This window comes from Streptomyces sp. NPDC057137, assembly GCF_042670825.1.
GTDB lineage: Bacteria > Actinomycetota > Actinomycetes > Streptomycetales > Streptomycetaceae > Streptomyces.
Window position 1 is genome coordinate 13,828 of record NZ_JBHUUW010000081.1, and the last position, 17,767, is coordinate 31,594.

The following is a 17,767-nucleotide window of genomic DNA, read 5'->3' on the forward strand; positions in this document are numbered from 1 at the left end:
CGAGGCTATGGCGACACCCTGGAGGTGTCAACGGCGCTCGCGCGGGCCCTTCCGCGCGGCCACGGTCTAGTGCGGTGGGCCCGCTGCGTCGGGCGGGGTGCCGGGCCCCGAGCGGTAGTGCAGCAGCAGCACCGAACGCACCGGCCCGTCGTTCGCCGCGTAGCGGTGCGGCAGCGAGGCGTCGAACGAGACGTAGTCGCCGGGGCCCAGTTCCACCTGGTGGCCGTCCACCTCGACGGACAGCGTGCCGCTCTGCACCACGGTGTGCTCGGTGCCGGCGTGCCCGAGCGACGGCTGCTGCGAATGGGCGCGTACCTGCTGGTCGTAGACCTCCATGATGACCCCGCCCGCCTCGATCCGCCGGAGCGGACGCAGGTCCACACCTTCGCCGCTCAGCACGTCCACCTCGGCCGCCCGCACCACGGTCACCGCCTCCGCGTGCCCGGTGTCCAGCAGATCGGAAATGGGCACCCCCAGGGCGCGGGAGAGGCTGAAGACCGTCTCGATGGTCGGATTCCCGGTGGCCGACTCCAACTGCGACAGGGTCGCCTTGCCGATCTTGGACAGCCGGGACAGCTCGGACAGCGACAGGCCGCGACGGCTCCGCTCCCGGCGGAGATTGGCGGCCAGAGTGCTTCGGACCGGGCTGCTGGGGGACATCGGGCGATCTCCTTCGACCCTCGGGTCTGTTCGCTTCAGTAGGCGGTGCGCGGCAAGGATGCGTTCGATATTACGAACGATTCATCGCGGACGCCACCTCGCCGGACAGGGCCTGGATCCGCCGGACAGGGCTTGGACCTGGCGGACCGGGCCCGGCGGTCGACCGACGTCATTCCGCGCCGAACGGCACCGTACGCCACGGGCTGTCCGGAGCCGTCGCCAGCGCCCGATGGGCGTCGAGCACCGTCGTGTACCAGGGGCCGAACTCCTCCTCGTCGAAGTGGAGACACCGCCCCAGCACATAGCCGGCGGAGAACTCCTCCCACGAGCCGTACGCCGTCCGCGCGGCCCCCGACGCACGCTCCAGCGCGGCATACATCTCCCCCTCGGTGGCGTACCGGGCGCCCCGGCCCCAGCGGGCCATCTTCGAGCCACGGCCGATGTCCCACGCGGCGACCGACCGGACGACACCGTCGGGCGGCAGGAGGCCGTCGGCGCGGAAGCGGGACTCGTAGCGCAGCAACTTGCCCACCAGCGCGCGCAGATGAGCCACGAACTCCTCGAACTCGGCGTCCTCGGTCGATGCTCCGGCCCGCAGGACAGCCTGGTCGCGCAGCGTCGCCTCCACGCAGTCGCGCCACCGCTCGGCATCGACGCGCCGGCCCTGCGCGGCGATCAGCGCCGTACGCGCTCCGAGTACGAAGTCCCAGTACCACGGGCTGACTTCGCGGTCGAGCAGCCGCTCCTCCATCGCGAGCCAGTCCGCACGGTCATGGACACTCCACGAGTCCGCGACGCGCTCCCGCTCGCCCTGGTAGCCCACGCCGTGCCAGTGGGCGGTGTTCCACGCGTCGCCGTTGGTGAAGCACAGGTGCGCGCCGCAGGCCAGACCGTGCAGCAGCGGGCCCGTGGGGAGTGCGCCGGTGCGACGCGTCACCAGACGGTTCGTCAACTCGTCGGAGGAGAACAGCTCGTGATGCAGGTCCAGCCATACGTCACGCTCGTCGTCGTCCGTGGGGAAGAACTGCTCGCAGGGCGTGGCCGGGTTGACCGCCAGGACGTCCACACCGTCGGGGAGTATCTGCGCGAGCGCGCCCAACGTCGCGTACTCGTAGACGAGATACGGGTGCGGTCGTGGCAGCAGACCCGCCGTGTAGACCTGTGCCACCGTGCGGCCGTCGGGCGTCGCGGTGGTCAGCATCGGGTACGAGCCCTCGTCGGCGGCCTGCGCCTCGTCGAGTCGCACCGGGTAGTACGCGCCCTCGATGGCGAGTGCCCGCAGATAGGCGTACGCGTTCCCGGACCGGGCCAGCTTGTACAGATGCTGCTCCAGATCGGTGGGCGCCGACCAGCGGCCGCCGTCCTGCGGGGTGGGGACGAGCGGGAAGAACTCGTCGTGGACCTCGTCCTCGGCCATCATCTGCACAGCTGCCCCCGTACCGGTTCCGACCTCGCGCGGCTGCAAGATCATCCTTACGTTACCGGTGACGACGAGCGCTCCCGTACACCCTCCGTACATTCAACTGCCCTTGGGAGAGGGCGAGATGGTCATCCTCGGGTGATCCCCGGCACCGCCCCGATGATCAGTGCGCCGGCTTCTCCCAGACCGAGACATGCTTGCCGCTCTCGCCCGTGAACGGCTCGCCCCGCCAGCCCTCCCACCGGTCGCGCAGCCGCATCCCGGCGAGTTGGGCCATCAGGTCGAGTTCCGCCGGCCAGACGTACCGGAACGGCACCGACCAGTACGAGCCGCGCCCGTCCACGACCTCGACGTAGTTGGAGCTCATCTCCTGCGTCGCGACGTCGTAGATGTCGAACGACCAGCGGGTGGGGCTCGCATGGAACGGGACGAGGTCCTGTCCCGCCGGGAGTTTGCGCAGCTCGGGCACCATCGTCTCGATGACGAAGCAGCCGCCGGGCGCGAGATGGTCGGCGACATTGCGGAAGCAGGCCACCTGGGCCGCCTGTGTCGTCAGATTCATGATCGTGTTGAAGACGAGGTACGCGACGGAGAACGTCCCGTCCACCCTCGTCGTCGCGAAGTCCCCGATCGTCACGCCGATCGCGTCGCCGCCCGGCTTGTCACGCATACGGGCGACCATCGCCCGCGACAGATCGATGCCGTGGACCGGGACTCCGCGCGCCGCCAGGGGGAGCGCGACCCGGCCCGTACCGATGCCGAGTTCGAGGGCCCGGCCCCCGCCGGCGAGATCCGCCAGCAAGTCGGCCATCGGGGCCAGGGTGTCCGGATGGAACTCCCGCGCCGACGGGTTGTCGTACGTGGCCGCGACGCGCTCGCCGAAGTAACCGTCCTCATCGTCCATGCGCCAGACCGTAGGACAGCGGGAACCGGAGGCGCCGCTGATTTTCCGCATGGCTGGATATGCTCGGCCGGAAAGAGGACAAGTGTCACTCCGACCCCACCGGGAGACGAATGTACCGTTCACGACGCCCGGCGATGATCGTCGCACCGGAACGGCTCCTGGCCTTCGGCGACGCGGTGTTCGCCATCGCCATCACCTTGCTGGCGCTGGACATCGACGTACCGGACGGCCTGCCCGAGGGCCGGCTCGACGACGCGCTGCGGGACGTGCTGCCGGACGTGGGCGCGTTCCTGCTGAGCTTCAGCGTCATCGGACTGCTGTGGCTCGCCCATCACCGCATGTTCGCGCTGGTCGGCCGGATCGACCGCACGCTGTTGTACCTGTACTTCGCGCTCCTGGCCGTCGTGGCCGCGCTGCCCTTCCCGACCCGGCTCGTCAGCGAGTACGGCGACACGACCGTCGCCACGGCGGTGTACGGCGGTGTGATCGGCCTCGCGTCGCTGCTGACGACGGGGATGGCGTTCCGGCTCCTGCGCCGCCCGGGGCTACGGAAGCCGGACGTGCCGACGGCGCGTGTCCGCCGGACGGCGTTGGAAGGGGCCGTCGTCGCCGTCGTGTTCGCGACGTCGGTGCCGGTGGCGCTGATCTCGCCGTCGGGCGCGAAGTACTGGTGGCTGCTCATCGTTGTGCTGCGCTTCTCGCTCAACCGTACGACCGACCCGGACGAGGGCACGGACAACGACACGGGCACGGGCACGGACACGGACAACGACACGGACACGGGCAAGGCCCCGACGGCGTGAGCCGGGCGGCTTGCCCGGCTCACGCTCACGCCCACGCCCACGCCCGCCGCGCACCGCGTCAGCGTTCGGCGAGCCCCGGCAGCGCCCGCAGGAAGCGCAGTTGCTCCAGATCCTGGAAGTAGCCGCCGCCCTCGTGGCGGTTCCACGGCCAGACCCGGATGTCCTTCGGTCCTGACCAGTGGTTGTACGCCGCGAACACCGTGGACGGCGGGCAGATGTCGTCCATCAGCGCCGCCGAGAACAGCGCCGGAGCGCTCGCGCGGGCCGCGAAGTTGACCCCGTCGAAGTAGGACAGCGTTCTGAACACCCGCTCCGGCGACTCCCGGTGGGTCCGCAGATACGTCCAGATCTCGCGGTACGCGTTGCCCTCCACCACCTGGAGCGCGCGCCGGTAGTGGCACAGCGACGGCTGGTTGACCAGGGCCGCGCTCACCTCGTCGCTCAGCGCCGACGCGGCCAGTGCGATGCCACCGCCCTGGCTGCCACCGGCGATCACGATGCGTGCCGGGTCGACCGACGGATGGGTCCGGGCGGCGTCCACCGCCCGGACCGCGTCGGTGAAGACCCGGCGGTAGTAGTAGTCCGCCGGGTCCTCGATGCCCCGGGTGACCATGCCCGGCGACGACGCGCCGCCGCTGCCGTGCGGGTCGCCCGTCGCGCCCGGCTGGAGCGAGCCGCCCTGGCCGCGGGTGTCCATCAGCAGATGCGCGTATCCGGCCGAGGGCCAGGTCAGCCACTCGTACGGGAAGCCGCGCCCGCCGCCGTACCCGAGGAAGCCCACCACGCACGGCAGCGGCCCGGTGGCGGAGGCCGGCACCAGCAGCCAGCCGGCCACCGGGTCACCGCCGAAGCCCGGGAAGCTGACGTCGTACACGTCCACCTCGGTCAGACAGGCGTCGTACGGCGTGAAGACGGCCGGGCGGTCGTGGCTCCGCGCCTCCTTGAGCGTGTCCGCCCAGAAGGCGTCGAAGTCCGACGGCTCCTCCCGGTCGGGGAGGTAGCCGCGCAGCTCCTCCAGGGGCAGGTCCATCAGCGGCATGGCAGCGGTTCCTTCTCGCGGCGACAGGTACGACGGGGTGCTTCAGGGCGGCAGGTACGAGGGACGCCGACCAGGGGTGGCGGAGTCGTTCAGGCGCGGTCGGCGCCGTGCACGGTGAGCGTGTCGGGGGCGTCCACCCGGACCTGGCCCGTCGCGTCGAGCCGTACGGCCAGGGGCGCGCCCGCCACCCGCAGACCCGTCAGGTTCAGCGGGCCGATGCCCTCGGCGGCGCGCGGCGAGAAGCGCAGCGTGCCGGCCGGCACATCGGCCTCCAGACCGAGCGCGGCCGTGAGCAGCGTGACGGCGGACGCCGCCGACCAGGCCTGCGGGCGGCACGACGCCGGATACGGGGCGGGCACGCTGTCGGCGGCGGAGCCGTGACCGGCGAACAGTTCGGGCAGCCGGCCCTCGAACGCCGCCGACGCGGCGACCAGACCGTCGGCCAGCGACGCGGCCTCCGCCGGGAAGCCCGCCCGGACCAGGCCGTGCACGGCGATGGCGGTGTCGTGCGGCCAGATCGACCCGATGTGGTACCCGAACGGGTTGAAACCGGTGGATTCCGTGCTCAACGTCCGCAGCCCGAAGCCCGAGTTCAGCTGCGGTCCGGCCAGCCGGGCGGCGAGCAGCGCGCTCTCCTCCTCGTCGAGCAGGCCCGTGCCCAGCAGATGCCCGAAGCCCGAAGTGACCGAGTCCACGGGACGTTTGGCGGCGTCGAGCGCCACGGCCGGATAGCGGCCAGTCTCGTCCTCGACCCAGAAACTCTCCCGGAAGCGGCGCTTGAGCCGCTCCGCCCACTGCTCCCAGCGCTCCGCGCCGGGCCGCCCGAAGGCGCGCAGCAGCGCCGCGCCGCCCATGGCCGCCTCGTAGCCGTACGCCTGGACCTCGCACAGCGCGATGGGGGCCTCGGCGAGTTGCCCGTCGCGCCAGCGGATGGAGTCGCCGGAGTCCTTCCAGCCCTGGTTGGCGAGCCCGTGACCGGAGACGTCGATGTACTCCAGCAGGCCGTCGCCGTCCGCGTCGCCGTACGTGGCCAGCCACTCCAGGGCGGCCTCGGCGTGCGGCAGCAGGTCGCGTACCTGCTCGGGGTCCAGACCCCAGCGCCAGGCGTCGTGCAGCAGGATCACCCACAGCGGGGTGGCGTCCACCGTGCCGTAGTAGACCGGCGGCAGGACCGGGCCCTCGCGGAGCTTGAGCCCCTCGCGGCGCACCTCGTGCAGGATCTTGCCGGGCTGCTCGTCGCTGCGGGCGTCGGTCGTGGTGCCCTGGCGGCGGGCGAGCGTACGCAGGGTGCCGGCCGCCAGCTCGGTGCCGAGCGGGAGCAGCATCCGCGCCGCCCACAGCGAGTCACGGCCGAACAGGGTGAGGAACCAGGGGGATCCGGCGGCCAGGAACTGGTCCTCCGGGTGCTCCGGATCGGACAGCAGCAGCCGCTCCAGATCGCCGACCGACCGGGCGAAGTACTGGTCCATGCGGTGATCGGCGCTGCGCAGCCCGGTCGGTGACCACGGCACCGCGTCGCGCGCCACCGCCGGGAACTGCAGGGGCTCGTCGTCCGTGACGACGCACTCCAGGGTCGTACGCCATGACTCACGCGCCGCCAGGGCGACCTCGAACCGCAGCTCGCCCGCGTCGGCGTCGATCCGGGGGGACCCGGACGAGGCGCGCAGCCGGACACTGGCCTCGTCCCTGCGCCAGACCAGCGCGTCGCCCTCGGCGTCGGCGGGCAGCGCGGGGGTCCGGCGGCCGGACTTGACGTCGATCATGCTCGCGAGGTCGCTGCCGGCGGCGACGACGACCTCCACCCGTATGTCCTTGACGCCCGCGTTCGCGATCTCCAACTCCTCGAACAGCACGCCCGGTTCGAGCGAGCGCACGCGGTGCAGCGTGACGGCCGGGTCGGCGGTGTGCTCTCCGACGCCGCGCAGCACGGCGCGGAACGCTGTCCGGTCGGCGGAGCTGAGGGTGTGGCTCACGGGGAGGACGGGCACGCCCTCGACCCGGACCGACAGTCTTGAGAGCAGTCGGCGATCACCGTGGAAGAACCCGTCGGCCCCGCCGGCGATGTCTCCGGCCGGCCGGGACAGCACCAGGCTGGGCGCGTAGAGCGTGGTGCAGACGTCGTGCAGAAAGGGCTGCAGGCCCTCGGTGACGACGTCCTCGGGCGGCTGGTGACCGGTGGGGTTTCCCTGGACGACCGTGTTCACTGTGTGGCGCCTCTCGTGATTTGGATCGATCAAAATTCACCTTAACCCTTGCCAACCTGCCATGGGAAAGAGTTTTATCGATCCATTGCAGATGCGGCGCCGCATTTCGAGCGGCCGCCGTGCGTGGATCGGAGGCCGTTGGTGGCACGTACGACGTCGGCAGGCGGGCGCAAGTCAGGGCCGGTGACCCTGGCTCTCGTGGCGCAACGGGCCGGGGTGTCCACACAGACGGTCTCCAACGCGCTCAACTCACCCGAACTCCTCGCGCCCCCCACCCTGAAGCGGGTACGCGAGGCGCTCGACGAGCTGGACTACCGGCCCCACCAGGCCGCCCGCTCACTGCGCACCCGCTCCAGCAGGCTGATCGGCTACGGTGTCCAGCCGACGCCCCCCGGCCTGTCGACACCCGTGTCCGACCACTTCCTGCACGCGCTGTCGGACTCGGCGGACCAGGCCGGCTACCGGATACTGCTCTTCGCCGCGCCCCTGGGCACCGACGACGAGGCCGAACGCTACGACGAACTGCTGCGGGAGCACTCGGTCGACGGGTTCGTCCTCAGCAACACCTACCGGGGCGACAAACGTCCGGGCTGGCTGCACAAGAACGCGGTCCCGTTCGTCGCGTTCGGCCGGTGGTCGGCGAAGGACACCGGCGACTGGGTGGACGTCGACGGTGCGCACGGCACCGCCGCCGCCGTCGACCACCTGGTGGCCGCCGGGCACCGGAAGATCGCGTTCCTGGGCTGGCCGCGCGGCTCGGGCGTCGGTGACGACCGGGCCGGCGGCTGGCGCGAGGCCATGCGCCGGCACGATCTGCCGGTTCGTGACCTGCGGGTGTCGTCGCTGGACGACGTGGACGCCGCCCGTACCGCGGTCGCCCGGCTCGTGGGCCGCGCCACCGCCGTGGTGGCGGCCAGCGACACCCTCGCGCTCGGCTGCTACCGCGCGCTGCGGGACGCGGGGCTGAGCCCGGGGAGCGACGTGGCGGTCGTCGGCTTCGACGACTCGCCCGCCGCGGGTCTCCTCTCGCCCAGCCTCAGCAGCGTCCGCCAGCCGCTCGACGAGGTCGGCCGGGCCTGCACCCGGATCCTCATGGACCGCATAAAAGACCCGGACTCCGCACCGGAGCGCGTGCTGCTGGCGCCCGAACTGATCGTCAGGGAGAGCTCGTCGGCCGAGCCCCGGCCCTGACCCCCGTACCCGCCCCCCGCCCTCCCCCCCAGGCCGTCCGGCCCCTCCCCAGGCCGCCGGCCACCGTCCCCAGGCCGCCCCGGCGACCGAATCCCGGCCTCCCCGGCCACCGAATCCCCCGACAGCAAGTCCCCGACAGCGACAGCTGGAGAGAGAAGCAGATGAAAAAGAACAGAGCCGCGACCGTCGCCGCCGTGTGCGGCGCGCTCCTGATAACCGGATGTTCGTCCGACTTCGGCAGCGACAGCAGCGCCGAGCAGAAGAGCTCCGGCAAGCAGAAGCTGACCGTGATGATCGGCTCCTCCGGCGACGCCGAGACGAACGCCGTCAAGGCCGCGGCCGACGCCTGGGCGAAGAAGACCGGCAACACCGTCACGGTCACACCGGCCCAGAACCTGGACCAGCAGCTCGGCCAGGCGCTGGCGGGCGGCAAGCCGCCGGACGTCTTCTACGTCGGCTCGTCCGTCTTCGCCAACTACGCCAAGGGCAACTCCCTGTACGCGTACGGTGACAAGCTCAAGGACAAGGAAGACTTCTCCGCCACGCTGCGCAGCTCCTTCAGCTACGAGGACAAGTTCGTCTGCGCCCCGAAGGACAGCTCCACCCTCTCTCTGGCGATCAACACCAAGATGTGGGAAGCGGCCGGACTGACCGAGGCCGACTACCCCAAGACCTGGGACGATCTGACGAAGATCGCCAAGAAGCTGACCACCGGCAAGGTCCACGGCCTGGTCGCCAACGCCAGCTACAACCAGCTCGGCCCCTTCATGAAGCAGGCCGGCGGCTGGGTCACCAACGCCGACCAGACCGAGATCACGGCCGACAGCCCCGAGAACATCGAGGCGCTGACGTATGTGAAGAAGCTGCTGAACGACAAGGTGCTCGCCTTCCCCCAGCAGGTCGACGCGGGCTGGGGCGGTGAGGCGTTCGGTACGCAGAAGGCGGCCATGACCATCGAGGGCAACTGGCTCACCGGTGCCATGACCAACGACTACCCGGACGTCGACTACAAGGTCGTCCCGCTGCCCGAGGGCCCGAAGGGCCAGGGCACGCTCTCCTTCAGCACCTGCTGGGGCATCGCCAACAAGAGCGCGCACCACGATGCCGCGGTCTCGCTCGTCGAGGCGTTCACCACCGCCGAGCAGCAGATGAACTTCGCCGACGCGTACGGCGTGATGCCCTCGCGCACCAGCGCGCTGGCGACGTACGAGGAGAAGCACCCGCAGGACAAGGCGTTCGTGGACGGTTCCGCCTACGCGCAGGGCCCGGTCACCCTCCCCGGCTTCACCAAGGTCCTCCAGCAGTTCGACACGGACCTGGCCGAGTTGGCGACCGCCGACCCCAAGAAGATCCTCGGCGATCTTCAGACCAACGGTGAGCAGATCCTGAAGAGCAACGGCTGACGGATCCCCGTCCCACCGTGTACGACACCCGCCGGGGCGCACGGCCCCGGCGGGTGCATGAGGAGAGAGAAACGCAATGAGTCAGTACGGCAGCGGCAGCGGCCCTGTCGCGGCGCCGCCCACCGCGGCCGGCGGCGACGGGGGCCGCGGAGACCTCGGGGCAGGCGGAGGCACGGCAGGCAAGGCCCGGCGCCCCCGCCGCGGGTCGTCGTCCGGCATCAAGGGCCGGCAAGGAATGTGGGGCTGGCTCTTCGTCAGCCCGATGGTGCTGGTCCTCGGACTGTTCCTGCTGCTGCCCATCGGGATGGCCCTGTGGGTCAGCCTGCTGAACTGGGACGGGCAGTCCAACCCCTTCACCGGCGCCGCCGACTTCATCGGGCTCGACAACTACTCCAACGTCCTGAGCGAGGACGGCCTGGACCGCACGCTGTTCATGACCTCGGTGCGCAACAACCTCTACTTCGTCCTGCTGGTCGTACCGCTCCAGACGATTCTCGCCCTCGCGCTCGCCGTGGCCGTCAACAGCCGCCGGATCAAGGGCAAGAGCCTCTTCCGGACGATCTTCTACTTTCCCTCGGTGACCAGCTCCATCGCCATCTCCACCGTCTTCCTCTTCCTGTTCCAGGGCAGCGGCGCCGTCAACGCGCTGCTGAAGTGGGTCGGCATCACCGGACCGAAGTGGTTCACCGACGCCAACGGCCTGGTGTGGACGGTGCTCGGCGGTCTCGGCATCGTCGACCCCGACAAACCGACGGCGGCCCTCGCCTCCAACGGCTTCCTCGGACTGTCCTGGTGGGACTGGCTGTCCGGCCCCTCCATCGCGATGTGCACCATCATCGCCCTGGTCGTGTGGACGTCGTCCGGCACCTACATGCTGATCTTCCTCGCCGCGCTGCAGGACGTGCCCGCCGAGCTGGAAGAGGCCGCCCTGCTGGACGGCGCCAACCGCTGGCAGTCGTTCCGCAACGTCACCATCCCCGCGCTCCGCCCGGTGATCTTCCTGGTGGTCACGCTCGGTCTGATCGGCAGCTGGCAGATCTTCGACGCCGTGTACGTGATGAGCCAGGGCGCCCCCGGCAACACCACCCTCACCCCCGCCTTCCTCTCCTACACCGCGGGATTCCAGGACTCCGAGTACGGCCGCGCCGCGGCCATCGCGTTCATCCTGCTGGCGATCATCATGGTGATGACCCTGATCCAACGCGTACTGCTCCGCGACCGTGACAAGCCGGTCCGGACGGGCAGGCGCTTCGGGGCCATTCGCCGGAGGACTTCATGAGTACGCTACCGACGACCCCACCGGCGCGGAAGACCCCGGCGAACTGGCAGCCGCGGACCCCCGACAGCACCCCCGCCGGGCCGCGCGTCCCGCGCAGCACCGGCCGGCGGGCCCTGCTCGTCGTCCTGTATCTGCTGCTCACGGCGGTCGGTCTGGTGTATCTGCTGCCGTTCGTCATCCAGATCGTGACCTCGTTCAAGACCGACCCCGACGCGGCGGCCAATCCGCTGTCCCTGCTGCCGGACCCGTTCTCGCTGGAGTCCTACCGACGGCTGTTCGGGCTCGGGAACACCGGTGACGCGGTGCCGTTCAGCACCTGGCTGAGCAACTCCGTACTCGTCACCCTGTTCATCACCGCGGGGCGGGTCTTCTTCGACTCGCTGGCCGGGTACGCGCTGGCCCGCCTCGACTTCCGCGGTCGCAACCTGCTGTTCAGCGGGCTGCTCACGGTGATGTCGGTGCCCGGCGTGGTGCTGCTGATCCCGAAGTTCCTCGTCCTCAACCAGCTCGGCATCTTCGACACGTACGCCGGCATGATCGTCCCCCTGCTGGTGGACGCGGCCGGGGTGTTCATCATGCGGCAGTTCTTCCTCTCCGTGCCGAGGGAGGTGGAGGAGGCGGCCAGGATCGACGGCGCCAGTGTCTTCCGCACCTTCTGGTCGGTGGTGCTGCCGATGGCCAAGCCCGCCCTGATCACCCTGACGATCCTGTCCTTCCAGGGATCGTGGAACGAGTTCACGCACTTCCTGGTCGCGACCCAGTCGCCGCAGTACCAGACACTGACGACGGGCCTCGCGTCCTTCGTCTCCGGGAGCCTGAGCAGCGGGACGCAGTATCCGCTCAAGCTGACGGCGGCCCTGCTGGCGACCATCCCGGTGGCGGTGCTCTTCTTCGTCTTCCAGCGTCACTTCGTACGGAGTGCGAACTCGGGTGCGGTCAAGGAATAGGTCAAACTTCGGGGACTGCCTGCGGTCCGGTGAGACGGCTGGTCAGAATGTGGCATGGTCATCCGCCGTCTCAGCTACCTCCTCGACCGGGAGCCGGACACCGGCAGCGTCCGGCTCCAGCAGCTCCGGTCGCTCCGGTCGCTCCGGTCGCTCCGGTCGTCGGAGCCGACGCCGTCGGAGAGTTCAGGGGGTGGGGGCGGGGCCTCGGACGATCTGCTCGCGCAGGTCGAGCAGGTCATCGCCCTCACCCACCGCTGGACGCCGCACGCGGTCCTCAGCTGCAGCCGGCTCCCGGCCGGCGGCAGCCTTCTCTGCAACGGCCGAACTGACCGTGAACACCCCGACGCGCGACGGCAGTTCATCGATGTGGTGCACCTCCCGGCCGGTGCGTCCGGGTTCGACCGGGTGTGGCCGATCGACACGTGGCGCTCCCGGTCCTGGGACGCCCCGGCACCGGCCGACGGGGACCTGCTGCCCGCGCCGGAGGGGCACTTCGACCGGCCGCTGCTCGTCCGATTCGCCCGGGAGCGGGCGTCGCGCCTCGCGCCGTTCCTCGCCGACGTACGACGCCTCTGGGCCGACCCCGCCGGCCGGCAGATCGTCATCGCCGAGGAGGACCCGGAGACGGTCGTCCGCTGGATCGCCCTCGCCTGCGCGTCGCTTCCCGAGCACCTCGCCAGGGAGCTGACGTTCGTCACCCACGCAGACGAACCGCGCGAGGCGCCGCAGCAGATCATCGGGATCGGCCCCGACTCGTCGTTCGGCCGGCACGATCCGCTGCTCGTGCAGCATCTGTACCGCGTGCACGACGGCCTCGGAGGACAGGGCAGCCCGTATCTCCCCGATCCCTGGGCCGAGTTGATGGCCGCGCTGTGGCAGGCGGGCGCCCCGCCGATCCCATCGGCTCCTGTCGCTCCCACGTCCGGTGCCATCTCCGGTGCCACTTGCGGTACGGCGTCGGCCGCCGACCCGTTCGACCTCGCGGCACTCGTCCCCCAACTCCTGCGGCTGGGAACGGAGTCGGGGGACAGGCTGACCACACTCCACGGCGACTCCCTGCGCACCGTCGTCACCACGCTCGCGTCGGCCGCGCAGGACCAGGCCCAAGGCGGCCCGGCCGTCGAGGAGTTGACCCGCGTCTGCCAGGAGCTGGGCAAGCACTGCACCGAGAGCGTCACCGACCCGCTGGCACTGGCCCTCGCCCGGCGGCGGCTCGCCGCCGCGCTCGACCAGGACACGAAACTCCGGAACGACCCGCTCGTCGGCCTGCCCCTCGGAGAGTCGGCACAGCGCTCACTGCGTGCCGAGTTCGGACCCCGCTTCGACAAGAGCCTGGCGCGCCAGCTGCGCGGCCCGGTGTCCGCCCTGGCCGGGCCACTGCATCTCGCGCTCGTCCTGCACGGTCACCAGGGCGTCGGCGTCGAGGACGCGGTGAACAAGCTGGTCCGTGTACTGCTCCAGCCGTACGGCTCCGAGTGCGCCGACGCCGTCGCCGTACTGAAGAGCGTCGGCCACCAGGGGCTGAACCGGCTCGTTCTCGAACAGATCGCCGTCAAGACGGCGGGCCGACGCAGCGACCTCCTGAGGGAGCTGCTGATGTCGCCCCAGGGCGAGTGGGTGCGTTCCCACCTCAAGTCCGCGCCGCCCTCGGTGAGCCTGGTCGAGCTGGCCGTCCGGTGGGGCGGACCGCCGCACCACCTGCGTGGAATGGACCTGTTCGCGAAACTCGCCGAACCGGCCCCCGGAGCGGCCGCGTCGGTCGCGACGGACCCACCGACACTGGAGACCCTCTGGTGGCTCGTCTGGGGCTCCGGCCAGCCGGAGCGGGGGCACTTTCCCCGCATCATCCACATCTGCGGCGCGGAGGCGATCCTCGCCGCCGGTCTCGGCACCCGGTTCCTGATCTGGCTCACCTCGCCCGGACGGTTCGACCGTGAGCTGGTCGACTTCGCCCACGCGGTCCACCGTCGGACGGGGCTGGGCGGACGGGAGCTCGCCACCGCCCAACTCATCGTTCTCGCCGACGACTTCGCGCGAACGGGCGATTCCCCCAGGGACGTCGTGGACCGCGTCGGCGCGCTGCGCCGGGACGCCCCGGCCGTGGACGCCCTGGTGTGGGACGGCGTCCAGCACCTGCTCGCCCGCGGCTTCGCCCGCCTCACACCGCACGACCTCTACCAGTCGGGCGCGCTGTCGTACCTCGCCAACGGCGAACCGGCTTTGCAGCACCACTACCGGGCCGCCGTCCAGGCCGAGTTCGCCGACGACGCCAAGGTGAACCGCATGGCCGACAGGCCGGACGCCGTCGCCGATCTCTTCTACGTCTGGCGCAGGGACCTGACCAGGTCCTCCCGCGCGTGGCACGCCACGGTCGAGGAGTTGCTGCGGGGGACCCTCGGCGTGGTGCTGGGCCGGATGAACGAGGAACAGCGCAGCGCCGTCGCCACCCGGCTGGTGCGACGGTCGAGGGACTGGCTCCTGACGTGGCAGGGCTGGACGGACGAGATGACGCGCGGCGGCGGCCGGGACACCCAGATCCCCGGCGCCCCCGCCGCGTACCCACCGGCACACGGGCAGCAGCCGGCCCCGCACGTTCCCGGGCAGCCGCCACCGCCGAAGCCCGGCGAGTTGCCCCCGCTCCCGCAGCAGTACCCGCCCGGGTACTCGCCGTCGCACCCGCCGCCGTACCCGCCGCGCTGACCGAAGGGATCGGTGTCGCCGCTCGACACACCTACCGGCATGCCTCAACTAGGCTTCCCACCACCGCATTTCAGCATCACCGCAACGCACCAACCGCAACGCATCAACGCAACGCATCACACAGGTAGAACCAGGCGTGCGCGAACGAGACGCCTCGGGGGAGAGGACCAGCGTGACCATCATTCTCGACGTGCCCGGCGGCAGTATGGCCAGCCGCCCGGCACACTTCATCTGGATGCTCGACTGCTCGGGCTCCATGGGAGTGAACGGCAAGATCGGCGAGTTGAACTTTGCCATCCGTGAGGCCATTCCGGAGATGCAGCAGGCCGCCCAGTCCAACCCGGCCGCATCCCTGCTCGTCCGCGCCATCTCCTTCGCGAGCGGCGCGAGTTGGCACATCCAGGAGCCCACCCCGGTGGACCGGTTCACCTGGGACGACGTGCACACCTACGGCGCCACCGACATGGGCGCCGCCTTCCGTATGGCCGCCGCCGCGCTCCAGACCCCGCCGATGCCGCAGCGCGCCCTGCCGCCCGTCCTCGCCCTGGTCTCCGACGGCCAGCCGACCGACGACTGGCGCTCCGGACTGCGCGCCATCGACGACACACCGTGGGGCAAGCGCGCCGTGCGGGTCGCCGTCGCGATCGGCGACGACGCGGACAAGAGCATGCTCAAGGAGTTCCTCGGCAACCCCGAGCTCGAACCGCTCCTCGCCAAGAACCCCCGCCAACTGGCCGCCGCGATCCGCTGGATGTCCACCGCGGTGGTGAAGGAGGCGTCGGCGCCGAAGATCGAGGACGCCGCACCCGTGAATGTCTCGCCCGTCGTGCCGCTGACCAAGGACGAGAACGACATCTGGTGAACGCCACCGGGACACCCACCGTGGTGTGGGAACTCCTCGACGGAGGAGTCAAAGGGGTCGCCAAGAAGTACAGCCAGGACCGGGGCAGGGCGCTGACGACGGCGGACGGCCGTGCCGTCGTGCTGGCCGTCGCCGACGGGCACGGGTCGCGCGCGCACTTCCGCAGTGAGCTGGGTGCGGGCTGGGCCGTGGAGGCGTTCACCTCCTGTGCCCAGGTGTACGCGCACGAGGTCGTACGACGCGGGGACGACGCGGCGAACTGGCCCCGGCTGCTGGCAGAGGCCCGCACGCTCCCGCAGCAGGTCGTGCACGCCTGGCGCCGCCGCGTCCTGATACAGGAGGCCAACTCCCCGGCGCACGGCGCGAATTCGACGCCGAGCATCACGCCGAACAGCGCGCCGGGCACCACGCCGAACAGCACGGCCGACAACGCCGCCGGATCCGCTCCCGAGGCCGACCTCGCCGTCTACGGCAGCACACTGATCGGCGCCGTTCTCACCGAACGGCTTCTGTTCTGCTGGCAGTTGGGAGACGGAGACATCGTGCTCGTCGACGAGGACGGCACGACCCACATGCCGCTCCACACCGGCCCCGACATGGGCGACGAGACGGAGTCGCTCTGCGAGCCCGAGGCCTGGCGCAAGGCGCGGCTGCACTGGCAGCCACTCACCGGCGGCCCGCCACCGGGCGTGCTGCTCTCCACCGACGGACTCTCCAAGAGCTTCGCCGACCACGAGGGGTTCCTGGCCTTCGCCACCGGGGTGCGGTCGCGTGCCGCGTCCCACGGCGTCGCGGCCGTCCAGGCCCAGCTCCCCGACTGGCTGGGCCACGCGGCCAAATACTCCGGGGACGACGCGACACTGGCGGGCGCCTTCCCTGCGCCCGGCCCCGGCGCCGCCCACCCCCACCCCCACCCCCACCCCCACCCTCACACCGACACGCACTGAAGCAGAGAGGTACCGCATGGCGAACGGCATGCTCCTGGCCGGACAGACCCTGATCACCGAATCGGGGGACCGGGTCACGGTCGCCGAACTCTTCGGCTCGGGCGGCCAGGGCGAGGTCTACCGGGTGCGGACGCCGCACGGCGACCGGGCCGTGAAGTGGTACTACCCACAACTGGCCGACGCCCGGCAGCGACAGATCCTCGAAGAGCTCATCCACCGAAACTGGGGCGACGACCGGTTCCTGTGGCCGCAGACGGTCGTGATGGACCCGGACGCCTCGTATCCGGGCTTCGGCTATCTGATGGACGTACGGCCCCAGCGTTTCCACGACCTGCCGGCGCTGTTCCGCCGTGACCCGTCGGTGGCGGCGACCACGCTGCGTACGCTTGTCGCCGCCGCGCTGCACACCGTCGAGGCGTACTTCACCCTGCACTCCAAGGGCATCGCCTACCGCGACATCAACTGGGGCAACATCTTCTTCGACCCGGCCACCGGCGACGTGCTGGTGTGCGACAACGACAACGCCGTGGTGGAGGACGAAGCCGCCGCCGTCGCCGGGACGATGGACTTCATGGCCCCCGAGCTGGTGCGCGGCGACAAGAACGCGAAGCCCGGTATCCAGACCGACCTGCACTCACTCGCCGTCCTGCTGTTCCTGCTTCTGATGAACCATCACCCGCTCGACGGCGCGCAGGCGTTGCAGATCCGCTGCATGGACGAGGCGGCCAAGCGCAAGATGTACGGCACCCACCCGCTGTTCATCTACGACCCCGCCGACACCAGCAACGCGCCGGTACCCGGCGAGCACCCGACCGTCATCGCGACCTGGGGCGCGCTGCCGAAGATCCTGCGCGACCTGTTCGTCAAGACCTTCACGCAGGGGCTCACCACGCCCTCGATGCGGGTCCGCGAGTCGCAGTGGCGGGACGCGCTGAGCCGGGTACTCGACGCGATCACGGTGTGCGCGTCCTGCGGCCGGCAGAACATGACCCAGCCCGACGGCCCCGCGCCCGACTGCTGGAAGTGCGGCAAGACCGTACAACTGCCCCCGAAACTCGAAGTCGTCACGGGCCGCGGCACCATGCGCACCCGCCGCGGCATCCGCCTCGACCCGAAGGCGCGGGTGTACGCACACCACCTGCTCGACGACCCGGAGCGCCACGACTTCACCGCCGTGGTCGGCGAGATGACCGAACACCCCCAGCAGCGTGGGCGGTTCGGCCTCACCAACCGTACGACGCTCGACTGGACGGTCCGCCGCGACGACGGCACGGTCCAGGAGGTCGGCCCCGGCCGCACCGTGGCACTCCGCCCCGGACTGCTGCTGGAGTTCGGCGGCGGCACGGAGGCGGAGGTACACGCGTAGAGCCGCTCATCTCATGCGCCGGACGGCCCGCCTGCTCAGGCG

General features: G+C 70.8%; 14 protein-coding genes. 9 read left to right on the forward strand and 5 right to left on the reverse strand.

Annotation, left to right across the window (positions count from 1 at the left end):
• Positions 1 to 66: 66 nt before the first annotated feature.
• The 3 genes from ACFT9I_RS35820 to ACFT9I_RS35830 form a co-directional block, all read right to left on the reverse strand.
• Positions 67 to 660, reverse strand: a complete 594-nt coding sequence (locus ACFT9I_RS35820) for a helix-turn-helix domain-containing protein (RefSeq protein WP_382571477.1) — start codon at positions 658 to 660, stop codon at positions 67 to 69.
• A 169-nt stretch (positions 661 to 829) separates the two neighbouring features.
• Positions 830 to 2,131: a DUF1266 domain-containing protein gene (locus ACFT9I_RS35825; RefSeq protein ID WP_382571479.1), complete on the reverse strand. Its 1,302-nt coding sequence runs from the start codon at positions 2,129 to 2,131 to the stop codon at positions 830 to 832.
• Between the two features lie 112 nt (positions 2,132 to 2,243).
• Complete coding sequence (locus ACFT9I_RS35830) at positions 2,244 to 2,984, reverse strand: class I SAM-dependent DNA methyltransferase (protein WP_382571480.1); 741 nt, start codon at positions 2,982 to 2,984, stop codon at positions 2,244 to 2,246.
• A gap of 110 nt (positions 2,985 to 3,094) precedes the next feature.
• Here ACFT9I_RS35830 and ACFT9I_RS35835 point away from each other — a divergent pair, with 110 nt between their 5' ends.
• A complete protein-coding gene (locus tag ACFT9I_RS35835) occupies positions 3,095 to 3,787 on the forward strand; it encodes a TMEM175 family protein (RefSeq protein WP_382571481.1) in 693 nt (230 codons plus the stop codon).
• A gap of 58 nt (positions 3,788 to 3,845) precedes the next feature.
• On the opposite strand, the gene ACFT9I_RS35840 is transcribed toward ACFT9I_RS35835, so the two are convergent.
• Complete coding sequence (locus ACFT9I_RS35840; protein WP_382571482.1) at positions 3,846 to 4,826, reverse strand: acetylxylan esterase; 981 nt, start codon at positions 4,824 to 4,826, stop codon at positions 3,846 to 3,848.
• A gap of 89 nt (positions 4,827 to 4,915) precedes the next feature.
• A complete protein-coding gene (locus ACFT9I_RS35845; RefSeq protein WP_382571484.1) occupies positions 4,916 to 7,030 on the reverse strand; it encodes a glycogen debranching N-terminal domain-containing protein in 2,115 nt (704 codons plus the stop codon).
• Between the two features lie 141 nt (positions 7,031 to 7,171).
• On the opposite strand from ACFT9I_RS35845, the gene ACFT9I_RS35850 reads away from it, so the two are divergent.
• The 8 genes from ACFT9I_RS35850 (at position 7,172) to ACFT9I_RS35885 (ending at position 17,725) form a co-directional block, all read left to right on the forward strand.
• Complete coding sequence (locus ACFT9I_RS35850; RefSeq protein WP_382571485.1) at positions 7,172 to 8,221, forward strand: LacI family DNA-binding transcriptional regulator; 1,050 nt, start codon at positions 7,172 to 7,174, stop codon at positions 8,219 to 8,221.
• 161 nt (positions 8,222 to 8,382) lie between these two features.
• On the forward strand, positions 8,383 to 9,624 hold the full coding sequence (locus ACFT9I_RS35855) for an extracellular solute-binding protein (protein WP_382571486.1): 1,242 nt from the start codon (positions 8,383 to 8,385) through the stop codon (positions 9,622 to 9,624).
• A 76-nt stretch (positions 9,625 to 9,700) separates the two neighbouring features.
• Complete coding sequence (locus ACFT9I_RS35860; RefSeq protein WP_382571487.1) at positions 9,701 to 10,903, forward strand: carbohydrate ABC transporter permease; 1,203 nt, start codon at positions 9,701 to 9,703, stop codon at positions 10,901 to 10,903.
• The gene (locus ACFT9I_RS35865; protein WP_382571488.1) at positions 10,900 to 11,850 is read left to right on the forward strand and encodes a carbohydrate ABC transporter permease; all 951 of its coding nucleotides are present in this window, start codon (positions 10,900 to 10,902) and stop codon (positions 11,848 to 11,850) included. Before ACFT9I_RS35860 ends, ACFT9I_RS35865 begins: the two co-directional genes overlap by 4 nt.
• A 54-nt stretch (positions 11,851 to 11,904) precedes the next feature.
• The gene (locus ACFT9I_RS35870; RefSeq protein WP_382571490.1) at positions 11,905 to 14,550 is read left to right on the forward strand and encodes a GTPase-associated protein 1-related protein; all 2,646 of its coding nucleotides are present in this window, start codon (positions 11,905 to 11,907) and stop codon (positions 14,548 to 14,550) included.
• 205 nt (positions 14,551 to 14,755) lie between these two features.
• Complete coding sequence (locus tag ACFT9I_RS35875) at positions 14,756 to 15,412, forward strand: tellurium resistance protein (RefSeq protein ID WP_382571495.1); 657 nt, start codon at positions 14,756 to 14,758, stop codon at positions 15,410 to 15,412.
• Positions 15,409 to 16,359 (forward strand): protein phosphatase 2C domain-containing protein, encoded by a 951-nt coding sequence (locus ACFT9I_RS35880; RefSeq protein WP_382571491.1) that lies wholly within the window; start codon positions 15,409 to 15,411, stop codon positions 16,357 to 16,359. Before ACFT9I_RS35875 ends, ACFT9I_RS35880 begins: the two co-directional genes overlap by 4 nt.
• Positions 16,360 to 16,375: 16 nt before the next feature.
• Positions 16,376 to 17,725, forward strand: coding sequence for a protein kinase (locus tag ACFT9I_RS35885; protein ID WP_382571493.1), 1,350 nt, complete (start codon positions 16,376 to 16,378; stop codon positions 17,723 to 17,725).
• Positions 17,726 to 17,767 lie beyond the last annotated feature (42 nt).

What these genes read in the sequence shown, in the direction of transcription:
- ACFT9I_RS35820 (WP_382571477.1), bottom strand. Translation starts at nt 660, where the DNA reads ATGTCCCCCAGCAGCCCGGTCCGAAGCACTCTGGCCGCCAATCTCCGC.
- ACFT9I_RS35825 (WP_382571479.1), bottom strand. Translation starts at nt 2,131, where the DNA reads ATGATCTTGCAGCCGCGCGAGGTCGGAACCGGTACGGGGGCAGCTGTG.
- ACFT9I_RS35830 (WP_382571480.1), bottom strand. Translation starts at nt 2,984, where the DNA reads ATGGACGATGAGGACGGTTACTTCGGCGAGCGCGTCGCGGCCACGTAC.
- ACFT9I_RS35835 (WP_382571481.1), top strand. Translation starts at nt 3,095, where the DNA reads ATGTACCGTTCACGACGCCCGGCGATGATCGTCGCACCGGAACGGCTC.
- ACFT9I_RS35840 (WP_382571482.1), bottom strand. Translation starts at nt 4,826, where the DNA reads ATGCCGCTGATGGACCTGCCCCTGGAGGAGCTGCGCGGCTACCTCCCC.
- ACFT9I_RS35855 (WP_382571486.1), top strand. Translation starts at nt 8,383, where the DNA reads ATGAAAAAGAACAGAGCCGCGACCGTCGCCGCCGTGTGCGGCGCGCTC.
- ACFT9I_RS35860 (WP_382571487.1), top strand. Translation starts at nt 9,701, where the DNA reads ATGAGTCAGTACGGCAGCGGCAGCGGCCCTGTCGCGGCGCCGCCCACC.
- ACFT9I_RS35865 (WP_382571488.1), top strand. Translation starts at nt 10,900, where the DNA reads ATGAGTACGCTACCGACGACCCCACCGGCGCGGAAGACCCCGGCGAAC.
- ACFT9I_RS35870 (WP_382571490.1), top strand. Translation starts at nt 11,905, where the DNA reads ATGGTCATCCGCCGTCTCAGCTACCTCCTCGACCGGGAGCCGGACACC.
- ACFT9I_RS35875 (WP_382571495.1), top strand. Translation starts at nt 14,756, where the DNA reads ATGGCCAGCCGCCCGGCACACTTCATCTGGATGCTCGACTGCTCGGGC.
- ACFT9I_RS35885 (WP_382571493.1), top strand. Translation starts at nt 16,376, where the DNA reads ATGGCGAACGGCATGCTCCTGGCCGGACAGACCCTGATCACCGAATCG.